This window comes from Peptoniphilus obesi ph1, from assembly GCF_000311865.1.
In the GTDB taxonomy this organism is placed as follows: Bacteria; Bacillota; Clostridia; order Tissierellales; family Peptoniphilaceae; genus Peptoniphilus_E; species Peptoniphilus_E obesi.
The window spans coordinates 114309-134377 of record NZ_HE978580.1 but is presented as its reverse complement, the minus strand read 5'-3'; the positions used below and the strand labels follow the sequence as shown (position 1 = coordinate 134377).

The 20069-nt window shown below is 30.0% G+C and carries 14 protein-coding genes and 2 other annotated features; of the genes, 10 read left to right on the top strand and 4 right to left on the bottom strand.

Annotated elements, in window-relative coordinates; genetic code table 11:
* Positions 1–22: 22 nt before the first annotated feature.
* A complete protein-coding gene (locus tag HGPB_RS00540) occupies positions 23–574 on the bottom strand; it encodes a GerMN domain-containing protein (RefSeq protein ID WP_019131733.1) in 552 nt (183 codons plus the stop codon).
* A gap of 207 nt (positions 575–781) precedes the next feature.
* Between HGPB_RS00540 and ftsH the strand changes: the two genes are divergently transcribed.
* The gene (ftsH, locus tag HGPB_RS00535; protein WP_051008324.1) at positions 782–2803 is read left to right on the top strand and encodes an ATP-dependent zinc metalloprotease FtsH; all 2022 of its coding nucleotides are present in this window, start codon (positions 782–784) and stop codon (positions 2801–2803) included.
* A 144-nt stretch (positions 2804–2947) separates the two neighbouring features.
* Here the strand turns inward: ftsH and HGPB_RS00530 are convergent, their stop codons facing one another.
* From HGPB_RS00530 to HGPB_RS00525, 3 genes are all read right to left on the bottom strand, one after another.
* Positions 2948–4576 (bottom strand): putative manganese-dependent inorganic diphosphatase, encoded by a 1629-nt coding sequence (locus HGPB_RS00530; RefSeq protein ID WP_019131730.1) that lies wholly within the window; start codon positions 4574–4576, stop codon positions 2948–2950.
* 209 nt (positions 4577–4785) lie between these two features.
* Positions 4786–4947 carry a hypothetical protein gene (locus tag HGPB_RS08730; RefSeq protein ID WP_019131729.1) on the bottom strand — a complete coding sequence of 54 codons (162 nt, stop codon included), beginning with the start codon at positions 4945–4947 and terminating at the stop codon, positions 4786–4788.
* Between the two features lie 26 nt (positions 4948–4973).
* Complete coding sequence (locus HGPB_RS00525; RefSeq protein ID WP_019131728.1) at positions 4974–5771, bottom strand: transglycosylase domain-containing protein; 798 nt, start codon at positions 5769–5771, stop codon at positions 4974–4976.
* Between the two features lie 139 nt (positions 5772–5910).
* On the opposite strand from HGPB_RS00525, the gene hflX reads away from it, so the two are divergent.
* The 9 genes from hflX to HGPB_RS00480 all read left to right on the top strand — a co-directional run bounded on the left by hflX (position 5911) and on the right by HGPB_RS00480 (position 19528).
* A complete protein-coding gene (gene hflX, locus HGPB_RS00520) occupies positions 5911–7203 on the top strand; it encodes a GTPase HflX (RefSeq protein ID WP_019131727.1) in 1293 nt (430 codons plus the stop codon).
* A gap of 1 nt (position 7204) precedes the next feature.
* Entirely contained in the window at positions 7205–7840 is a 636-nt protein-coding gene (locus tag HGPB_RS00515) for a YigZ family protein (RefSeq protein WP_019131726.1), read from the top strand.
* Positions 7841–7849: 9 nt separating this feature from the next.
* Positions 7850–8227: a CoA-binding protein gene (locus HGPB_RS00510; RefSeq protein WP_019131725.1), complete on the top strand. Its 378-nt coding sequence runs from the start codon at positions 7850–7852 to the stop codon at positions 8225–8227.
* Positions 8228–8241: 14 nt separating this feature from the next.
* Positions 8242–8955: an NAD(+) synthase gene (nadE, locus tag HGPB_RS00505; RefSeq protein ID WP_019131724.1), complete on the top strand. Its 714-nt coding sequence runs from the start codon at positions 8242–8244 to the stop codon at positions 8953–8955.
* A gap of 67 nt (positions 8956–9022) precedes the next feature.
* Positions 9023–9248: a binding site (T-box leader), on the top strand.
* 77 nt (positions 9249–9325) lie between these two features.
* Entirely contained in the window at positions 9326–10318 is a 993-nt protein-coding gene (locus HGPB_RS00500; protein ID WP_019131723.1) for an ABC transporter substrate-binding protein, read from the top strand.
* Positions 10319–10409: 91 nt separating this feature from the next.
* Positions 10410–10629: a binding site (T-box leader), on the top strand.
* 42 nt (positions 10630–10671) lie between these two features.
* Complete coding sequence (locus tag HGPB_RS00495; protein WP_019131722.1) at positions 10672–11673, top strand: ABC transporter substrate-binding protein; 1002 nt, start codon at positions 10672–10674, stop codon at positions 11671–11673.
* An 18-nt stretch (positions 11674–11691) separates the two neighbouring features.
* Positions 11692–12579, top strand: a complete 888-nt coding sequence (locus HGPB_RS00490) for an ABC transporter permease (protein WP_019131721.1) — start codon at positions 11692–11694, stop codon at positions 12577–12579.
* A gap of 9 nt (positions 12580–12588) precedes the next feature.
* On the top strand, positions 12589–13362 hold the full coding sequence (locus HGPB_RS00485) for an ABC transporter ATP-binding protein (protein WP_019131720.1): 774 nt from the start codon (positions 12589–12591) through the stop codon (positions 13360–13362).
* Positions 13363–13990: 628 nt separating this feature from the next.
* Positions 13991–19528, top strand: a complete 5538-nt coding sequence (locus HGPB_RS00480; RefSeq protein WP_019131719.1) for a hypothetical protein — start codon at positions 13991–13993, stop codon at positions 19526–19528.
* Positions 19529–20069: the final 541 nt, after the last annotated feature.

The window sequence follows — 20069 nt, the reverse complement described above, 5'->3', positions numbered from 1 at the left end:
TATCAAGGGTTATTTTTTATGTTTATAAACTTTCTGTAAATTCTTCCTCAATTGAAACATGTCCCAAGAGTGTTGAACTAGGTTCTCCATCAACTAAAAACCTAACAGACTTTGCATATTTTCCATTTTCAGACCTTATAGAAAGGATAGAATTAACAATTGAAGAAATAATTATATCTTCTTCTAAACTACCACCATTTAGATTTTCAGAAGAAATATCAACAGTATATTTTCCATCTTCTTCTGTAATCTTATTTATTACGAGATTTTCAGATAGAGCAGGATAAATATCCTTGGAGTTATCTTTTGCATTACTAGCATCTTTTAATTTTTCAATATCTTTTTTGATATCTGTTGGATCAGAAACTTCTATTTCTTGACTTATAAATTTTTCATCTTCATTACCATCAACAATATATGCCTTGCTAGGATAATAAAGATTCATAGCATAAGTTTTAGGATCATTTTCATTATTGTTACTAACTTCATTAGAAGCTTGGTTTTTGCAAGCTACAAGTAAAAAAACTGCAATAAGTATCATCGATATGTTAAATATATTTCTTTTAATTTTCATAAATCCTCCTTATAAAATGTTGATTATAATCTATACTATCAAGGTATATATATATTATAATTACCCATGAAGTAGGTTATTAAAAGATAATTGATTTTAAAAATATAGAAGGGGAGTGTTTAATTGTTTTTTGATGATGAAAATAAAAATCTAAATAATAAAAAGGACAATTCAGGGAAAGGACCAAAAAACTTTAATAATAATCCCATGATTATTTATTATATTTTGGCTATTATCCTGATGTTTACTGTTCCGTATTTTACAAGGCAAAGAATAGTAAATCCAAGCGATATAGAAGTGGTAAACTATAGTAAGTTTTTAGATATGGCAGAAAATAAAAAAATAACCAAAGCCCATGTACTAGAAAAAGAAATAGTTTTTGAAGGTAAAGAAAATGGAAAAGTGCAAAAATATAAAACATCAAGTTTTAATGATCCAGACCTTCCTGAGTTTTTGCACAAACAAGGAATAACTTTTGATAGGGAATATCCACCTGAATTAAATCCAATAGTTGGAATGTTGCTATCATTTGGATCAACAGTTTTGATGTTGGTTTTAGTTTGGTATATATTTTCTAAAATAATAAGCAAAAAAATGGGAGCAGGGGGCGGAGTTGGACCAATGAGTTTTGGTAAGTCAAATGCTAAAATTTACGTTCAATCAACAGATGGCATAACTTTTAAAAATGTTGCCGGTCAGGACGAAGCAAAAGAAGCTTTGACTGAAATAGTAAACTTCTTGCATGATCCAAAAAAATATACACAAATAGGGGCAAAACTTCCTAAGGGAGCCTTACTTGTAGGTCCTCCAGGAACAGGAAAAACACTTCTTGCACAAGCTGTTGCAGGAGAAGCCAATGTTCCATTTTTCTCAATTTCTGGTTCAGAATTTGTTGAAATGTTTGTTGGACTTGGAGCAGCTAAGGTAAGAGATTTATTTAAACAAGCCCAAGAAAAAGCTCCTTGTATAGTTTTTATTGATGAAATTGATACAATTGGTAAAAAACGTGACGCTGCTGGATTTTCTGGAAACGATGAAAGAGAACAAACTCTTAACCAACTTTTATCAGAAATGGATGGCTTTGAAGGAAAAGATGGAGTTGTAATTTTAGCTGCGACAAACAGACCTGAAATTTTAGACCCAGCCCTACTTAGACCAGGCAGATTTGATAGAAGGATTCCAGTTGAGTTACCAGATTTAGCAGGCAGAACTGCTATTTTAAAGGTTCATGCTAGAAAAATAAAAAAAGTTGATGACATAGATTATGAACAAGTTGCCAAGGCAACTGCTGGTGCATCAGGAGCAGATCTTGCAAATATGATAAATGAAGCTGCTCTAAGAGCAGTTAAAGAAGGCAGAGACAAGATGACCCAAAGAGATATAGAAGAATCAGTTGAGGTAGTTCTTGCTGGATATGAAAGAAAGAACGCAGTTATATCTCCTAAAGAAAAGGAAGTCATCGCCTACCACGAAGTTGGGCATGCCCTTGTTGCTGCTAAACAAACTAATTCAGCTCCAGTTCATAAAATAACCATTGTTCCAAGAACATCAGGTGCCCTAGGTTATACTATGCAGGTTGATGAAGAAGAAAAATTCTTGATGCAAAAAGATGAACTATTTAACAAAATAGTAACATTAACAGGTGGTAGATCAGCAGAAGAATTAATCTTTAATATGAGAACATCAGGTGCATCCAATGATATAGAACAAGCAACAAAAATTGCAAAAGCTATGGTCACTCAATTTGGTATGACAGATGAATTTGGTTTTGTAGCTCTACAAACACAAACTAATAAATATCTTGGCGGAGATGCAAGTCTTGCATGCTCTCCAGAAACAGAGCACAAAATTGATCTTGAAGTTAAAAAGATAATTGATGCCGCTCATGAAAAAGCTATAAATATTTTAAAAGATAATATTAATGCTCTTCATGAAATTGCTGCTTATCTTTTAAAAGAAGAAACCATAACTGGTGAACAATTTATGGATATATTAAAAAATCATGAAAATGATAATCCAGGCTCAATAAAAACAGAAGAATTATCAGTAAATCAAGAAGATCCACTAGATAATTCTGAGAAAGATATAGAGCAAGATCAAGATGAAAAACTTTCTGATAATAAAGAAAATGAAAAATCAGATGATGTTATTTCTCTAACTGGAGGAAATGTTGATTCAGCTAAAGAAAGTGAAAATGATCAAGAAGATAAAGAAAATGAAGAAGATTAAAAACTTCTTTCTTGCAAAAAAAAAAAGATGGGATAAAACCCATCTTTTTTTAATGCAAATTTTAAATTCAAAACTTAAAATTATTTTTAATGCAAATTTTAAATTCAAAACTTAAAATTATTTTTAATAAAACTTTAATTTATTTTAATCTTCACTTACAGCTGAACTTAACTTCGGTATTAATTGTTTTTTCCTAGATAGAAGTCCTTCAGCTACAAACTTGCTATTTACAATTTCTTTTCCAAATTGTCTTGCTAGAGCTTCTTTGAAACTTCCAACAACAATTACCTCAGAAATTTCTCTGAAGATATCCGTAATCATTAAAATAAAGCTTTCAACATTTTCTTTTTCTAAATATTCTTCCATAGCTTCTTTTAAATCATCTTCAACAGATGCAGTGCTATCTAAATCCATGGTGAAAATTTGGCAAACTCTTACGTTTTTCCCTTCAAAAGTGAAATTTTTAACATCAGTTTTTAAAAGTTCTTCTGGTTTTTTACCTTCAAGACTTGTTCCAGCCCTAAACATTTCCATAGCAAACTCTTCAGGATCTATTGCTGCAATTTTACTCATTTTATTTAAAACAAACTTGTCAGTCGGAGTTGAAGTTGGCGATCTAAACAATAAAGTATCAGAAATTATTGCTGCACACAACAAGCCTGCGATTTTTCTAGAAGGCTTGATACCATTTTCAAAAAACATCTTTGAAATAATTGTAGAAGTTGATCCAACAGGTTCATTTCTAAAAAATATTGGTGCAGAAGTTGCAACATTGGCAACCCTATGGTGGTCGATAATTTGAACAATATCTGCAGAATCTAAATCATCAATAGATTGGTTTCTTTCATTGTGGTCAACTAAAATAACCTTCTTTTTTAAATTAGAAATCAAATGATATCTAGAAATATTTCCAACAACTTGGTTTTTGCTATCCAAAACAGGATAAGATCTAAATCTTGAGCTAGTCATTTGTTCTCTTACATCATCTAGGAGATCATCCTTGTGGAAAACAGCCAAGTCATCCTTTGTCATAACATACTCAACAGGAACTGCTTGAGGAAGTATTCTAGAAGTCATAAAAGATGAAAGACCGGTTGATATGACAGTAACCCTATGTTTCTTTGCAAGCTCTAGTAAATCATCATCAAGTTTGGTTGAAATTGTAAGAATTAAAAGAGAAATATTCTTTTTAATAACAGCCTCTTGGTCTTTTGTATCATCACCAATTATTATTATGTCGCCCTCGTCGATTAAATCTTGTTTTTTAATAGCCTTAACTGCCATTTTTCCAGAAAGTGGTCTAGGATTTTCTGGAAGATGGACAAAGCTACCCTTTAAAACTTCTAAAATATTTTCAAGGCTAGTTTTTGATCTTCCAATAATTGAATCATCCCATATCTCCATATAGGAAGCAGCTATATTTGAAAGACTTACAACCCCAATTAATTTTTCATCATCATCAACCACAGGAAGTGAATTTATATTATTTTTTTGAATCAAATCCATAGCAGCAGCCATTGAATAATTAGGTGTTACACAATAAGCAGCATCAATCTCTATATCTCTAATCTTAGGTTTAATAGAAGTTTTAAGTCTTGGTTTATCAACTTTAAAATAATCTAAAACAAACTCCGTTTCTCTATTTAAGCCGCCAGTTCTAATAGGTTCAGCCTCAACGCCTAGTTTGTTTTTTAATTCAGCCAAGGCTATTGCAGAGCAAATACTATCAGTGTCTGGATTTTTATGGCCAACTATATAAATTTTATTTTTCATATTACCTCCAAATCTGTAACATTATAGCATAGTTTCTATTAGCTAAATGATATCTAGCAGATCTATTATTTATAAATCTAAACACAATGTTTAACATTATATTTTTCAAGCGTCTAATATTTATATATTTACTAGAAATTATTAGATGTTTTTAAAAATTTTCATAAAAAAACCCAATATCATGAGATATTAGGCTTAAAATTATAAAATTAATTAAATTTTACTTTTTTCTTAACATTTCTTGTTGAAATCCTAGCAAGTAAAAATGCTATCTTTGCAAGTCTTGTTTTTTTAATCTTTCTTGAACTGCGTCCACTAGTAATATTTTTATAAACTTTATTTAATATTGCTCTTATTATAAATTTTTTCATCATCAAACCTCCTACAGTTTTTGTAATTAGAAAACAGGCTTTATACTTTTTTCAATTGGATAATCAATAGCTTCCCTATAATCATCATAATCCATATACCCAAGTTCATGCATCCTAGTAAGAACTACTTTTTGTCTAGAAATAGCATTTTCATTTATGTAAACATTATATCTTTTACCATCAATCCTAACACTTTTGATTGCATTTTTATCATGAGCCTTAAATTCCTTTAATTTAATAGGAGCATAATATGCAGGTGATTTTGTTATAGATGCAAGCAGGGCAGCTTCTGGAAGATTTAAGTTTTTTGGATTTTTATTAAAATATCTAAGCGATGCTTCCTTAACCCCAATACAATCATGGGCAAGATAGATTGTGTTTAAATATAACTCTAAAATTTCATCCTTATCCAGCCTTCTTTCAAGTCGCATAGCAAGAAAGGCTTCTTGAATTTTCCTCTTTAAATTTTTATCAGGACTAAGATAAGTATTTTTTATTAATTGTTGAGTGATAGTAGAACCGCCTCTAACTATAGATTTTGCTTTAATATTATCTATGCTAGATCCAACAATTGCTATAGGATCTACTCCAAAGTGAGAATAAAACCTGTGGTCTTCTATGGCAATAAAAGCATTCTGCAAATCTTTAGGAATTTCTTCTATGCTTAAATAATTATCGCTATTGTAATTTTTAATCTCACTAACATTTATATCCTTAACAGGGACTATGCAATAATATGAGTAGCCAAGAAATATAATTATTAGCAAGAGTAAGCTGGTAAATAAATTTCTTATTATCCCCCTAGATTTTTTTCCTCTTCTCATAAAGTTTTAACCTCCAAAGGCTTAAAATTAAACTTTACCTTATTATAAAGCTATATTTTATTTAAGGCAAACTATTTAGGAAAAGAGAAGAGATTATACAAACATTTTACTTGTGTTAAATATAATATATAATTAAGACATGGAAATAATTAATGATAAAAACAAAGAAAAAGCAATAATTGTTGCAACAGATATAGGAGCAAAACCTTTTGACCTTTCAACTTCTCTAAAGGAACTTGAAGAATTAACAAAAGCTGCAGGAGCAGAAGTAGTTGCTGTTGTCGCTCAAAATATAGATAAGTTTTCTCCAAAATATTTGATTGGATCGGGTAAGGTAAATGAAATAAATGATAGCTTAAAAGATTTAGACATAGATTTAGTTATCTTTAATGATGAATTATCTGGTATCCAAGTTAGAAACTTAGAAAAGAAATTTAATAAGGGCAGAGATTTTTTTGAAAAGAAAGTCAAAGTCATAGATAGGACAAATCTTATCTTAGATATCTTTGCACAAAGAGCAAATACTTACGAAGGTAAATTGCAAGTTGAACTTGCTCAGTTACAATATGAGCTCCCTAGGCTGCTTGGAATTGACGGATGGTCTAGAACTGGTGGTGGAATTGGTACTCGTGGACCAGGGGAACAAATTATTGAAACAGATAGAAGAAGACTTTTAAGAGAAATTGATTCTATAAAAGATAAATTAAAAAAACTTGATAAGAGTAGGGATATAGTAAGAGAAAGAAGAGCTCAAAATCAAATCTCTATCGTGTCCTTGGTCGGTTATACCAATGCTGGTAAATCAACCATTTTAAATAGGTTAAAATTATCAGATTCAAAAGAAGTTTTAGTAAAAGATATGCTTTTTGCAACCCTTGATCCAAATTCTAGAAGGGCAATGCTGCCAAATGGAATGGAATTTATAATTTCAGATACAGTAGGCTTTGTATCAAAACTTCCTACAAAATTAGTAGAAGCCTTTAAATCGACCCTAGAAGAAATAAAATATTCTGATTTAATTCTTCATGTATTAGATGCATCAAGTCCCGACCTAGACAACCAATATAAGGTAACAATTGATATATTAAAAGAATTAGAAATCGAAAATAAAAAAATTATAACAGTATTTAACAAGATGGATAAATTAGATGGAGATGATATCTATATAAATCCAAACTTTGGCGAAAACAGAATATTTATGTCTGCAAGAAAAGACCAAGATATGGATAAACTTCTCTATGCCATCCAAGATGCCCTATCTGAAAACTTTGTAGAAGCAGAGCTTTTAATAGGCTATGACAAGATAGATATCTTGTCTGGAATTTTAGATAAGCACGAATATAAGGAACTTGAATACTGCGAAGACGGAGTAAGACTAAAAGTAGTTTTAAATAATGCCGAATACGGCAAGTATAAGGATTATGTGATTTAGTATGTATAGGAGCGTTTATAAAAATTCTTCCGATGAATTTACAGAAAGAAAATCAAGATTCATAGGTCACGCCTTTTTTGTTACAAGCGAAGAAGAAGCACAAGAAAGAATAAATGAAATAAAAGAAAAATATAATGATGCAACCCATAATTGTTCAGCTTATATAATCGGAGAAGATAAATTAATTCAAAGATTTCATGACAATGGAGAACCATCAGGCACTGCTGGCATACCAATTTTAGAAGTTTTAAAAAAAGAAGATTTAACAAATGTATGCGTTGTAGTAACAAGATATTTTGGTGGCATAATGCTTGGAGCAGGAGGCTTAATAAGAGCCTATACCAAGGGATGCAAAATTGCCCTAGATGCTTCAGTAATTGTAGAAATGACAGAATTTGACAAAATTTCTGCAAGCTTTGCCTACGAAAGTTACGGAGCAATAGAAAATTATTTAAGAAATGAGGGCTACAAAATCCTAGACACTTCCTATACAGATAAGGTTAGCGTCCAAGTCTATAAGTCTTTGGATTCAGATATTTTAATAAAAGATTTAAATAATCTAACATCAGGAAATATAGAAATAGAGAAATTAGAAAGAGTAAAACTTCCTTGCAAGGATAATAAAATTTTATATTAGGTGATAAATATGACTTTAAAAGATGAAATGTTTAAAAAAGAAGTTTGGGCAGTAATAGGAATAACGGACAAGACTGAAAGATTTGGCTACAAGATTCCAAAACTATTAGAAGAAAAAAATTACAAAGTCTATGGAGTAAATCCAAAACTTGATGAATTAGAAGGAATCAAAGTATATAAAAACCTAAGTCAAGTCCCAGAAAAAATAGATGTAATAAATATGATTGTAAATCCTAAATTTGCCAAAACATATTTAGAAGAAGCAAAAGAACTTGGGATAAAAAATGTATTTTTCCAACCAGGTTCTTACCAAGAAGAAACTATTGAATATGCAAAAGAACTAGGCTTTAACATAGTTACAGACTGTGTATATGCCAGCCTAAGATAAGAGGTAATTTTATTATGGAAAAAGAAATTAATAGACTTGTAAAATGGTTACAAGATGAAGTAAAAAAAGCAGGAGCAAAAGGTTTAGTATTTGGTTTAAGCGGGGGAATAGATTCAGCAGTAGTTGCAGGACTTGCAAAAAAAGCATTTCCAGAAAATTCCCTAGGACTAATTATGCCAATCCATAGCAATCCACAAGACGAAGAAGATGCAAAACTTATTGCAGAAAAAATAAACTTAAAAACAATAAAAATAGATATGTCAAAAACCTTTGACCAATATTTAGAAGATACATTTGTATCAGAAAATTTGATGGCAAAATCAAATATAAAACCAAGACTTAGGATGCTTAGTTTATATTACTATGGACAAGATCTTGGATATTTAGTTCTTGGTTGTTCAAATGCTTCAGAATTTTATACAGGATATTTTACAAAATATGGCGATAGCGGAGCAGACCTTATCCCACTAGCTGAATTTTTAAAAGACCAAGTCTACGAACTTGCAAGAGAACTTGAAATCCCAGAAAAAATCATAGACAAGGCTCCGAGTGCAGGACTTTTTGAAGATCAAAGCGACGAAAAAGAAATGGGCTTTTCCTATGATGATTTAAATGCTTTTATAAGAGGCGAAAAAGTAGACGAGAAAATAGCAGAAAAAATTGAAAAGATGCATAAAAGATCAGAACACAAAAGACATTTTGCAAAAATTTATAAAAGAGAAAAATAAATTATAAAAAAATTTAAAAAATCTTCTTGACATTAGATTTTTCTTGACTTATAATTCTATCAATATCAAAAATGCTTAGGCAGAGAGAAAGATATGGAGCTTTTTTACAGAGAACCGGAGTAGCTGAGAACCGGCAAATAAGTGAAATATGTAATATTCACTCTGCGGCAGAATGGCTGAATAAAAGTAGGCTATTCCGGAAGTCCCCGTTAAAAAGACTAAGAGTTGTTAGACTCTGATGAGGTAATCTTTGATTATAAATTTAGGTGGTACCACGATCCTTCGTCCTAATCGGACGGAGGTTTTTTTTATTTTAAAAACTACCTCATCCTCTAACAAAAAAATATAAAAAATTTATTGGAGGAAAGAAATGAAAAAAATATTATTAGCAGTGCTTATCTTAAGCCTATTAGTAGGATGCCAAAAAAACACAGAAAACTTATCAAACAAGAGTGAAGAAACAACAAAGACAGAAGAATCACAAGGTAAAGTAAAAATTGGACTAGTAAAATTCATAGACCATGTTTCACTAGATGCAGCAAGAGAAGGATTCTTAGAAGAATTAAGAGATAATGGAATAGATTATGAATTAGTTGATCTATCAGCAAATGGAGATATAAGTTTAATTCCAACCCTAGCCAACCAATTACAAAGTGAAAATGTAGACTTAATTTATGCAATAGCAACACCATCTGCCCAAGCAGTAAAAAATGTTATCAAAGATAAACCGATAGTATTCTCAGCAGTAACAGACCCAGTTGGAGCAGGACTAGTAAAATCACTTGAAAAACCAGATGCAAATGTAACTGGAGTTTCAGATTATATAGACCCAGAAACACAAGTAGATGATTTCTTAAAACTTTATCCAGATACAAAAACATTCGGAGTAATATATTCAACCTCAGAACAAAATTCACAAGTACAAGTTGAAGAATTAGAAAAAGTACTAGATAAAAAAGGAATCAAATTAGAAAAAGTTGGAGTAAATAATGTAAATGATATTCCGCAAGCAATAGCATCTCTATCAACAAAGATTGATGCACTATTCGCCCTAACAGATAATCTAGTAGCAAATGCAGGTCCAATAGTTGCAGCAGACTTGTTAAAAGAAAATATCCCTTCACTATCAGCAGAAGAAGGACAAGTAAAAAAAGGTCTTTTGATGAGCAAGGGAGTTAACTATGAAGAACAAGGAAAACAAGCAGCAAGACTTGCCATAAAAATAATAAATGGACAAGAAGTTAAAGATCTTCCAGTTGAATACAATGAAGTAAACCAACAATTAGTAAACGAAAAAACTGCAAAAGCTCTAGGAGTAGATTTAAATTCAGAAGTTTTAAAAGATGCAAAGCTTGTAAAATAGAGAAAAATAGAAGAATAAAAAATAAATAAAAAGAAAATCAACATTTCTACTTGACTTTAAATTGGTAAAGTAATATTATTCTTAATAATTTAATAAGGATACAAAAAAGAGAAATAAAGTGAGATTCTTTCACAGAGAGTAGCAGGAGCTGAGATGCTACAAGATATCACTTTTAATACACTTTTTTTCCTTATCTGGTGAAAAAAGTAGCTAGATACGTTATTAAGCGTTAATTATTTAAGCCTTACAATTTATATTTATATTGTAAAAATTAGGGTGGTACCGTGTGAGTTAAGTCTTTCGCCCCTTGCCAAGCAAGGAGTGAGAGACTTTTTTTAGTTAAGGAGGAAAAAATGAAAAAGATTTTACTTTTATTTATGTTAGCCATTACACTTGTAGCTTGTTCAAACACAAACACAGCTACAAAAGAAGAAAATTCAAACCAAGCAACAAACAGTCAAGAAGCAAGCAGTGAAAAAACAATCAAGGTTGGAATAATACAATTTGCTCAACATATAGCACTAGATAGAACAAGAGAAGGATTTATAGAAGAACTTGAAAATCTTGGCTACAAGGTTGAAGAAGAAACTGTAAATGTAAACAGTGATATATCACTAATTCCATCAACTGCAAAAAAATTCCAAGCAGATGGAGTAGATATAATTTATGCAATAGCAACACCTTGCGCACAAGGAGCAAAAAATGCAGTTCAAGATGTTCCTATTATATTTAATGCAGTAACAGATCCACTTTCAGCAGGATTAGTTGAAAGCAACGAAGCACCAGGAGCAAATGTAACAGGAGTTTCAGACCACTACCCAATAGCAGACCAGCTTGATAAATTTTTAGAAGTTTTTCCAGAAAAGAAAAAACTCGGAGTTTTATACTCAACTGGAGAAGCAAACTCTGAAGCACAAATAAAAGAATTAGAAGCAGCTTGTAAAGAAAAAAATATTGAACTTGTAAAAACAGGAGTTGCAACAGTAAACGATGCATCATCAGCAATATCTTCACTAGTAACAAAAATAGATTCATACGTTGCTATACAAGATAACTTAGCATCATCATCAGCATCTGTAATTTCAGAAAAATTAAATGAAAACAAAATACCATCATTTGCAGGAGAAGTTGGACCAGTTGAAAATGGAATTTTGATGGCAGATGGTATAGATTACGTAGACTTAGGAAAAAGTGCAGCAGAAATGGCAGACCAAATTAAAAATGGTAAAGACCCAGCAAGCATTCCAGTTTTATTTTCAAAAAACACACAACTAACAGTGAATGAAAAAACTGCCAAAGCACTAGGAATTGATAATATAGAAGAATTATTTAAATCAGCAAATATTATCAAATAAGAAATTTAGGAGGAAACAATGCTACAAGGATTATCGTCAGTATTGATGTCATCATTAGAAATAGGATTAATCTTTTCTTTTTTAGCAATAGGAGTAGTTTTAACCTATAAGGTTTTAAATTTAGCAGACCTTTCAGTAGAAGGAACATTCCCGCTAGGAGCCTTTATATTTGCAGCTTGCGTTTTAAACGGAATGAACGCTATAGCAGCAATGATACTTAGTTTTGTAGGAGGATTAGCAGCAGGATTTATAACTTATATTCTATATAAGAAGTTAAAAGTTGATGCCCTACTTGCAGGAATACTTACCATGACCATGCTATATTCTATAAATCTTAGAATAACAGGAAAAAGTAACGTTCCACTATTTGAATACGACTCAATATTTACAAAATTTAGCTTCATGCCAAAGATAGTAATATTAATTATATTAGTAGTAATTTTAAAATTAATAATGGATGCCTACTTTAAAACAGAACAAGGCTATCTATTGGTAGTAACTGGCGATAACCAATCACTAGTAAGATCATTAGGAAAAAATCCTAATAAATATATAATGCTAGGATTTATGCTTTCAAACGGCTTTGTCGCACTAAGTGGATCATTGATGGCACAACACCAAGGATTTGCCGATGCGCAAATGGGAACAACAATGATAGTTACAGCCCTAGCATCGATCATCATTGGCGACACATTTATGAAAAACTCTAGAAAACTAAAAATAACAACAAGAGCAATAGTTGGTGCCATAGCATACAGGATTATTTCAGGACTAGCAATTCACCTAGGACTTGATCCAAACGATTTAAAATTAATAACGGCTTTAATAGTTATAGTATTTATTTTCTACAATAACTTTACTGCAATTATAGGACAAAATAGATTAGTAAAAGCAAGAGAAAAATAGGAGGATAATATGTTAGAAATTAAAAATTTAAGCAAGACTTTTTACCCAGCAACACCAGAGGAACAAAAAGTATTCGACAACTTTTCTCTTACAATAGAAGAAAATGTTTGTACTACTATATTAGGTCCAAACGGTTGCGGTAAATCAACCTTATTCAATATGATAAGCGGAAGCATTATAAATGATGAAGGAAGCATACAACTAGGTGGTCTAGACTTAAGCAAACTTCCAGAAGAAAAAAGAGCTAAATATATAGGCAAGGTAAACCAAGACCCATCAATGGGAGTTTCTCCAAGCCTAAACATTTTAGAAAACATGTCAATCGCCTTAAAAAAAGGAAAAGACTTCAGCTTAAAAAGCCTACTTAGAAACTCTAATGTAGACTTGATAGTAAAAAAATTAAAAGAATTAGACCTAGGACTAGAAGATAAATTATCAACCCAAGTTAAATTTTTATCAGGAGGACAAAGACAATCCTTATCCCTACTAATGGCAACAATAAACCATCCTGATTTGCTTTTACTTGATGAACACACAGCAGCCCTTGATCCAAAAACATCAAAAATAGTTATGGACAAGACAAGAGATTTAATAAGCAAGGAAAAAATAACAACCTTGATGATAACTCACAACCTAAGAAATGCAGTAGAATATTCAAAAAGAATTATCATGCTAAATAAAGGAAAAGTTGTTTTGGATGTCTTAGCAAAAGACATAAGCGAAGAAGAATTAAACGAACTTTACACAAAAAATATTCTTTGTGATTTAAGAAAAGCAAGTTAATAAATAGATAAGATAACATTCGGTATTGAATATATATGGGAAGTCATTGCTGGATGTTATTTTTTTAGAAATATTTCATAATGTAAATAATATATAGCAAACTATATACTTTAGTTATCAAAAAGAACAATTAAGGCATATGCTTAAAATTATTAACTTTTATCTACAAAAAGGAGTAAAATATAGTAAAGATGAGAAAGGAGATTTTTATAGGAAGAAGTTAAGAATAGATAAGCTAAAATTATCTCATAGAACAAAAATAGAAACTAATTTATTTAACTCAATTAAAAAAGAAAGACAGCTGTTGATATCAAATTTTATTCAAATTATATAAGTTTTATTCACTTATAAATATAGAAAATAACTAATGAATATTTAAAATTCACGAATTATCTTTAGTATCTCAAATCTTAAAGTAGTATTTAATTTTCACAAAAAAATAAAATCAAAACATTTTATAAAAGCTAAAGCAATAATAAAAAATAAACATTAAAACTAAATAAAAAATTTATCTTAAAAACTCAAAAATAATATAAACTGAAAATAAAGAGATTTATAGTTAAGTTTATGATATACTCACTTGGAGTATAATATTATAAAAAATAAGGTGATAATATGGTGATTATTAATGAATAAGAAAAATATTAAACAATACTTAATACCAGGAGCCTTAGGCTTAGTGCTAGTAACTCAAGTACAACCAGCTTATGCTCAAGAAGCAGAAAATAGCACAGATACTGGAACAAAAGAAGCCGTAGTCTCTGAATCATATGAAAAAGAGAATAATACGGAAAAAGAAGAAACATACAGTGTCACAGAAATAGAAGTAGAAGATAAGACACAAACAAAAGAAAGAGAAGATAAAGAAACAAAAGAAGAAACAGAAAACATAAACTCAGAAGACTATAGCATAACAAACATAGAAGAAGTAGGATCCAAAAGCGAAAAAGAAAACCCATATGCTATAACAGAAATAGAAGAAGTCGAAAGCGAAAAAGGAACAGTAATCCCACAAGGGGTAGACAACTCTCAACTAGAAAAAGAAGAAAACAAAAACTACAGCATAACAGAAATAGAAGAAATCAAAAAAGACCTAACAGGCAAAGGACCATTCCGTTACAACCATGTATACGAAGATGAAAACTACAACAAAAACTTCCAAGACCATGCAATAGTAGTTGAAAATGATGGAACATATAAATTCAAAAAAGGAAAAGAATTAACCCAAGAAGAAATAGATCAAGAATTTGAAGAATACAAAAAGAATGCCTCATCCTTTGCAAAAATCCAAGAGTGGATACCAAAACTAAAAGAAATGAATCTTTTGGACTTAGAAGAAAATGAAAAATCTAATTTTTACAGAATTACTTTAAAAAATGGAGATACTATTTATTCTGCGAAAGGATTCAAGACTTATGTAGATGAAAGAGGTTACGCATATGCTCATGATTTAGAGTCAGATAAAGTTTATAAGTTAGATTCTGGGTATCAACCAGGATACTTAAAAAGTCATACAGGAAAGACAGCGATTGGATCAGAATCTGATGATATAAAAAATTATTATAAAGACGTGAAAAATCCTTTATATAAACCTAGAGCAAATCATAGTGGTAGTGATACCGTAAAAAGTCAAGGAGCTTATGTAAGAGAACTTGTAGATGAAGATGGAAACACCTATTATGAATTCTATGAAGGAATAGATTCTTCAAATAAGGAACAAGATCTTGAAAAAATAAAAGAAGTAATGAGAGTTACTCCTAGCATGTTGATGAATGAATGGGGAGAACAACATTATGATGAAATCTTAGATAGAGCCTACATGGCAGCAGTTGTAAACACCTATATTAAAGACCATAAAGATGAATTTAAAGGAATAACAGATGAAGACCAAAAAAATATAGTAGATTATGTTTATAGATTTGGTTTAAACCTTAAATCAGATGAATCTATTATGTCAAAATCTGAAGATAATGGATATGTGGATGTTTCACCTATAGGATATGCTATGAGAAATGAAGATGGATCCTATAAATATAGATATCAAGTTTCTTTTAATGCTATAACATCAAATAGTAAGTATTCCTCTACAAATCTTGATATATATGCACCTACTATGTCAAAAAATATTAAATTTATCTTAAATGGATTACAAGAATATATAAAAAATTCTGATGGAACTTATTCTTATAAAAATAGAGATGTTGATAATATTGAACTTGGCATTGTTAATACTAGAGATAAATCAACTAGAGATTTAATTTATAAAGATTATGAAGAAAATAATAATCTAATAGAAAGTGATTGGAATAATGAAGAATATAAGCATAAAGAAAATAATTTTTCAATTCCATATTACAATGATTTAAAAGGTAGAAATTATCTAGATCATAAGGTTGTAGAATTCGATGAGTTTGTCAATCTATCTTATAGTAATGATAATCCTAAAGATGGTCTTGATGAAGATAAGTATGACAGTATTTATGGTAAGTATTCAAATGACTATATTTTCAGAGCAGGAGAGCATTACAGACATTTTAGGATAATTAATCCTCAAAGTGGTGGACCAGTTACCTTTATGGTTGAATTTGATATTGATGAAAGTCAAGTTGAAAAATCACCAAATATTGGATTAGGAGCAAAAATATTAGATGGGTTGAGTGAGGGTAATCCAACAGCATTTGGTTCTTATAGGATTGGAGATCCTAATGAAGATTTTTCATCTTATAAACCAGGAACTGGTAATTATGATAACATTGGAAAAATTTATGAGAGTGATGAAGATGTTGATAAGGTTATTAAGAAAACCTTATATGACATGAAGTCCGATACCTACAGCACTATTTTTAACCACCCAGAATTTATTAAACCAGGTACATTTGATATAAATGGATTTTATGGAAATTCTGGTGGAGCTCCTAGTGAATATACTGGAGATAAATATAAGATTGGTCTAAAAGTAGGTAAGAGCGTCTATAATTATGGAGAACTTGTTGAAGGATATATTCTAAAATATGATAAAAATTCTTTAGACTCTATATCTATAGAAATGAAAACTCATGGAGTGTCTTCTTTTGACATAGGTGTTCAGATTGCTAATGGCTATGGTCGTTATGGAGATTATAGAATAAATACTCGCATTGATGACGATAAATTTATTGATAACTTAATGACCTTAGATGATGTGAAATTAACAAAATCTAATAAATTTGTTGCTTATGATTTAAACAAAGATGATAAAGGCTATGTTGATGAAACCTATAGATTTTTAGTTGATAATGTTTCAGGTGAATCTCCAGATGATAAACCAGATACTGGAAAACATGTTGATATGAGTCCAGACCATCTAGTAGATACTGGTTTTTGGGAAAATAGACATGAACCAGGTGGTGGAGCAAAGGATCTTCTATCAGACAATATCCATTTTGGACCTGCTGGAATAAAGTTATTTATGATGGGAATAACCAATATTGATGGACCTAGAGGTGGTGTAGATGTAACACCAATTCGTTGTGCTAAACAAAAAGATGGTACTTGGAAATATGAATACCAAATTAGTTTACGTGGTATTAATTCATCTGATCATGGTCTTTCTGTAAGTGGATATAATATCGTGATGCCAAATTTTGTAAAAAATGTAAAATTTAGCTTGATAGGAAACAATAATGGTTTTATTTATGATTTATATGGTAAATTTTCTGGAATTTATGATGGTATAGAAAATTATGAAAATTTATTAGATGATGAAGAAAAAATTGTTATAGAAAAGATTAAGAAAAACTTAAGAGCAGCTGGATTATCTGATGAATTAACTAATGAACAAATTGCTGAAATATTTGATGACTTAAAAGCTTATAGAATATTTAATAAGGATGAAGAGCTTGGAATTAATGAATGGAATTCTAATTATTCTAAATATATAAGTAGTTTTGATGACTTAGAGGCTCAATATAATAAACAATTAAATATTTTAGACTCTATTCCAAAAGAAGTCTATGAGATTATTGGAAAAGAAAATGGAATCTCAGCAGATCAAGCTTATGAAAATGTACGTAAGCAGTTTGAAGAAGTATATAATAATTCTCTTGAAGATGTTAAAAATCAAATAGCAGAAGGTAAAAGATTTTTAACTGATGAAAATAAACCAGAACATATTATAGGTGATAATTACGAATTAGAAGATGAATATATAAAAACTAGTTTTTATATAGATTATGAAGATATTTATGAAGCTTATAAAAAATACTTCGAGAATACAAAAAATGAAGCTATAAAAAAATTAAATGAAGAATATGCATATGATATAAATATAATCAATGAACACAAACAAGCTGTAAGAGACTTAAATGATAAATATGCAGATAAAACAAGTGAATTTTATAAAAAAGATTTAGCTGATTTAAATGCCAAATACCCAGATAAGACCAGCGAAGAATATAAAGAAGCTTTAGATCATTTAAATAAAAACTATAACAATTGGGAAAAAAGGAATGAATATTCTGCTGCTTTAGAAGTTTTAAACAAAGATTATTTACCTAAAGTTAGCGCAGAATATAAAAATGCTAATGACAAGATATTCCTTAACTATATGAATAATTTAAGAAAACTTGAATTATCAAAAGATAGCTGGACTGGAAATTCAAGTATGCTTCATGAATATAAAATGGGAGATTATAAGGATTTATTTGGCAAGCCATTAAATATGATTACTAAGTTGGGATATTCATCTGAGAACTCTGGAATTTATGGAAATGTTGATTTATCAAAAGTAGATGTATATACTTTTGGGTCCAGAGAAAATCAAGGTGTTGTAGGGCTTAGAGTAACTTTTGAGGTTGATGATGAACAAGTTAGAAAATCACCATTTATTCCAGTTGATGTAAGAAATGCTTGGAAATGTTTACAAGAAGGTGGCGGACCAGGAAGTTATGAAGAAGGTTGTCAATTCTTAGGAGAATATAATAATATGGCAACAAGATATGTAAACAAAATAACTGGTAAAGAATTTTCACAAAGCGACTATATGGAACTATCAGATGAGGATAAAGAAAATTATTATCCTACTAATTATTACTATGTAGAACATCCAGAATATATAAAAGAAAGTATGTTTGATATCCATGGACTTCATACAGAACCTAGTGTGGATGTAACAAACTATACAGGAAAATGGCAAACAATTGGCGAAGATGTAGGTCCTTGGGGAGATAGTTTAAGAGATGCTACTTTTGAATTTTTTCTAGAAAATTCACATATTCGTTACAATTATTATGTAAGTTACAATATAGCAGCTAATGAAGATTTACGTGATATAGCAGTTGTAGGTCCATGTGCCACTCAAATAAGAAAAGTCAAAGAGAAAAAAGAAATATCCATAAATAAAGAATGGTTAAGATTTGACGAAAACACAGAACTTCCAGATGAAATTACAGTAGTTTTAACAAATGGAAAAGACGAAAAAGAAGTAAAATTAACCAAAGAAAATGGATACAAAATCTTAATAGATATAGAAGATCCAGAAGATCCACTAAGTGACTATAGAGTAAAAGAACTAGAAGTACCAGGCTATAAGAACAAAGAAACAAACATAACATATCGTTTTGAATTTAGAGATAGCGTAACAGGAGAAACAAAAGATGTAGTATATCTAATAAATAAAGACGATAAGAGTGGAGAAGTAGTAGTTGATGTAATAACACCAGAAGACTTATTTGAGCTAATAAAAGCAAATGGTTATAAAGTAGAACATCCATTAAACGATGATTATATAAAAGACAACAGAATAATTCTAGAAAACGGAGTTCTAATTATTCCGCGTGGACTAAATGTAAACACAATGATGAATGTTCAACTAATAAACGAAAGCATACCAGAAACACCACCAGAAGAACCAAAAAATCCTCCAGAAGAACCAGAAACACCACCTGAGACACCACCAGAAGAACCAGAAACACCTCCAGAAACTCCTCCTGAAGAACCAGAAGTTCCAGAAGAAGTTGAAGAGGAAATAGAAGAAGAGGAAATAGAAGAAGTTGAAGAAGTTCAAACTCCAAAAGAGACACATGGAAATCCAAAAACTGGAGTAGAAGGAATAGGTGGAATGTTCGCTCTTATGGCAAGTTCTTTAGCAGGTTTATTTGTAACAGGGAAAAGAAGAAAAAATAAATAAAGTTATTTAAACAAGATATTAAGACTAAATATAATTAATTTTATTAATTAAAAATAAGTCAAAATAAAATTATAAAAATTGGCATAGACAAGAAGGTCTATGCCAATTTTTTTATGTAAATTTAAAAATAAAGTGGATCTCATGTATAAAGTATAATCAATATAGCTTACAACTAATTAATTAAATATTGTTCCTAGTTTCATGGATGCACTTCGTGAACTTTAAAAGCTTTATGTCGATTTTTTAAATTAAGACAGCTAAAACTTACAAAAAGTAAGTAAAAACCAATAAATATCTAGACTAATTGACAAAAAGAAAAATTTAATTTAATAATTTAAAATATTAAAATTTAGTCAAAAAAAGGGGTAAAATAAAGGAAAGGGGAAAGGAGATTTTTATATAAGAAATAAAAAAGAAATAGCCTAAAATTATGCTGTAAAGCAAAAAGAAAGATTAAATTTAATTAAGTAAGATAGCCTAGTAATAATAAATTTTATTCAAGTTATATATAAGTATTATTAATTTATAAACACAAAATAGC

Coding starts and splice junctions, on each gene's coding strand:
- HGPB_RS00485 (WP_019131720.1), top strand. CDS start 12,589: ATGTTAGAAATTAAAAATTTAAGCAAGACTTTTTACCCAGCAACACCA.
- HGPB_RS00530 (WP_019131730.1), bottom strand. CDS start 4,576: ATGAAAAATAAAATTTATATAGTTGGCCATAAAAATCCAGACACTGAT.
- HGPB_RS00490 (WP_019131721.1), top strand. CDS start 11,692: ATGCTACAAGGATTATCGTCAGTATTGATGTCATCATTAGAAATAGGA.
- hflX (WP_019131727.1), top strand. CDS start 5,911: ATGGAAATAATTAATGATAAAAACAAAGAAAAAGCAATAATTGTTGCA.
- ftsH (WP_051008324.1), top strand. CDS start 782: ATGATTATTTATTATATTTTGGCTATTATCCTGATGTTTACTGTTCCG.
- HGPB_RS00525 (WP_019131728.1), bottom strand. CDS start 5,771: ATGAGAAGAGGAAAAAAATCTAGGGGGATAATAAGAAATTTATTTACC.
- HGPB_RS00480 (WP_019131719.1), top strand. CDS start 13,991: ATGAATAAGAAAAATATTAAACAATACTTAATACCAGGAGCCTTAGGC.
- HGPB_RS00540 (WP_019131733.1), bottom strand. CDS start 574: ATGAAAATTAAAAGAAATATATTTAACATATCGATGATACTTATTGCA.
- nadE (WP_019131724.1), top strand. CDS start 8,242: ATGGAAAAAGAAATTAATAGACTTGTAAAATGGTTACAAGATGAAGTA.
- HGPB_RS00515 (WP_019131726.1), top strand. CDS start 7,205: ATGTATAGGAGCGTTTATAAAAATTCTTCCGATGAATTTACAGAAAGA.
- HGPB_RS00500 (WP_019131723.1), top strand. CDS start 9,326: ATGAAAAAAATATTATTAGCAGTGCTTATCTTAAGCCTATTAGTAGGA.
- HGPB_RS00495 (WP_019131722.1), top strand. CDS start 10,672: ATGAAAAAGATTTTACTTTTATTTATGTTAGCCATTACACTTGTAGCT.
- HGPB_RS00510 (WP_019131725.1), top strand. CDS start 7,850: ATGACTTTAAAAGATGAAATGTTTAAAAAAGAAGTTTGGGCAGTAATA.
- HGPB_RS08730 (WP_019131729.1), bottom strand. CDS start 4,947: ATGAAAAAATTTATAATAAGAGCAATATTAAATAAAGTTTATAAAAAT.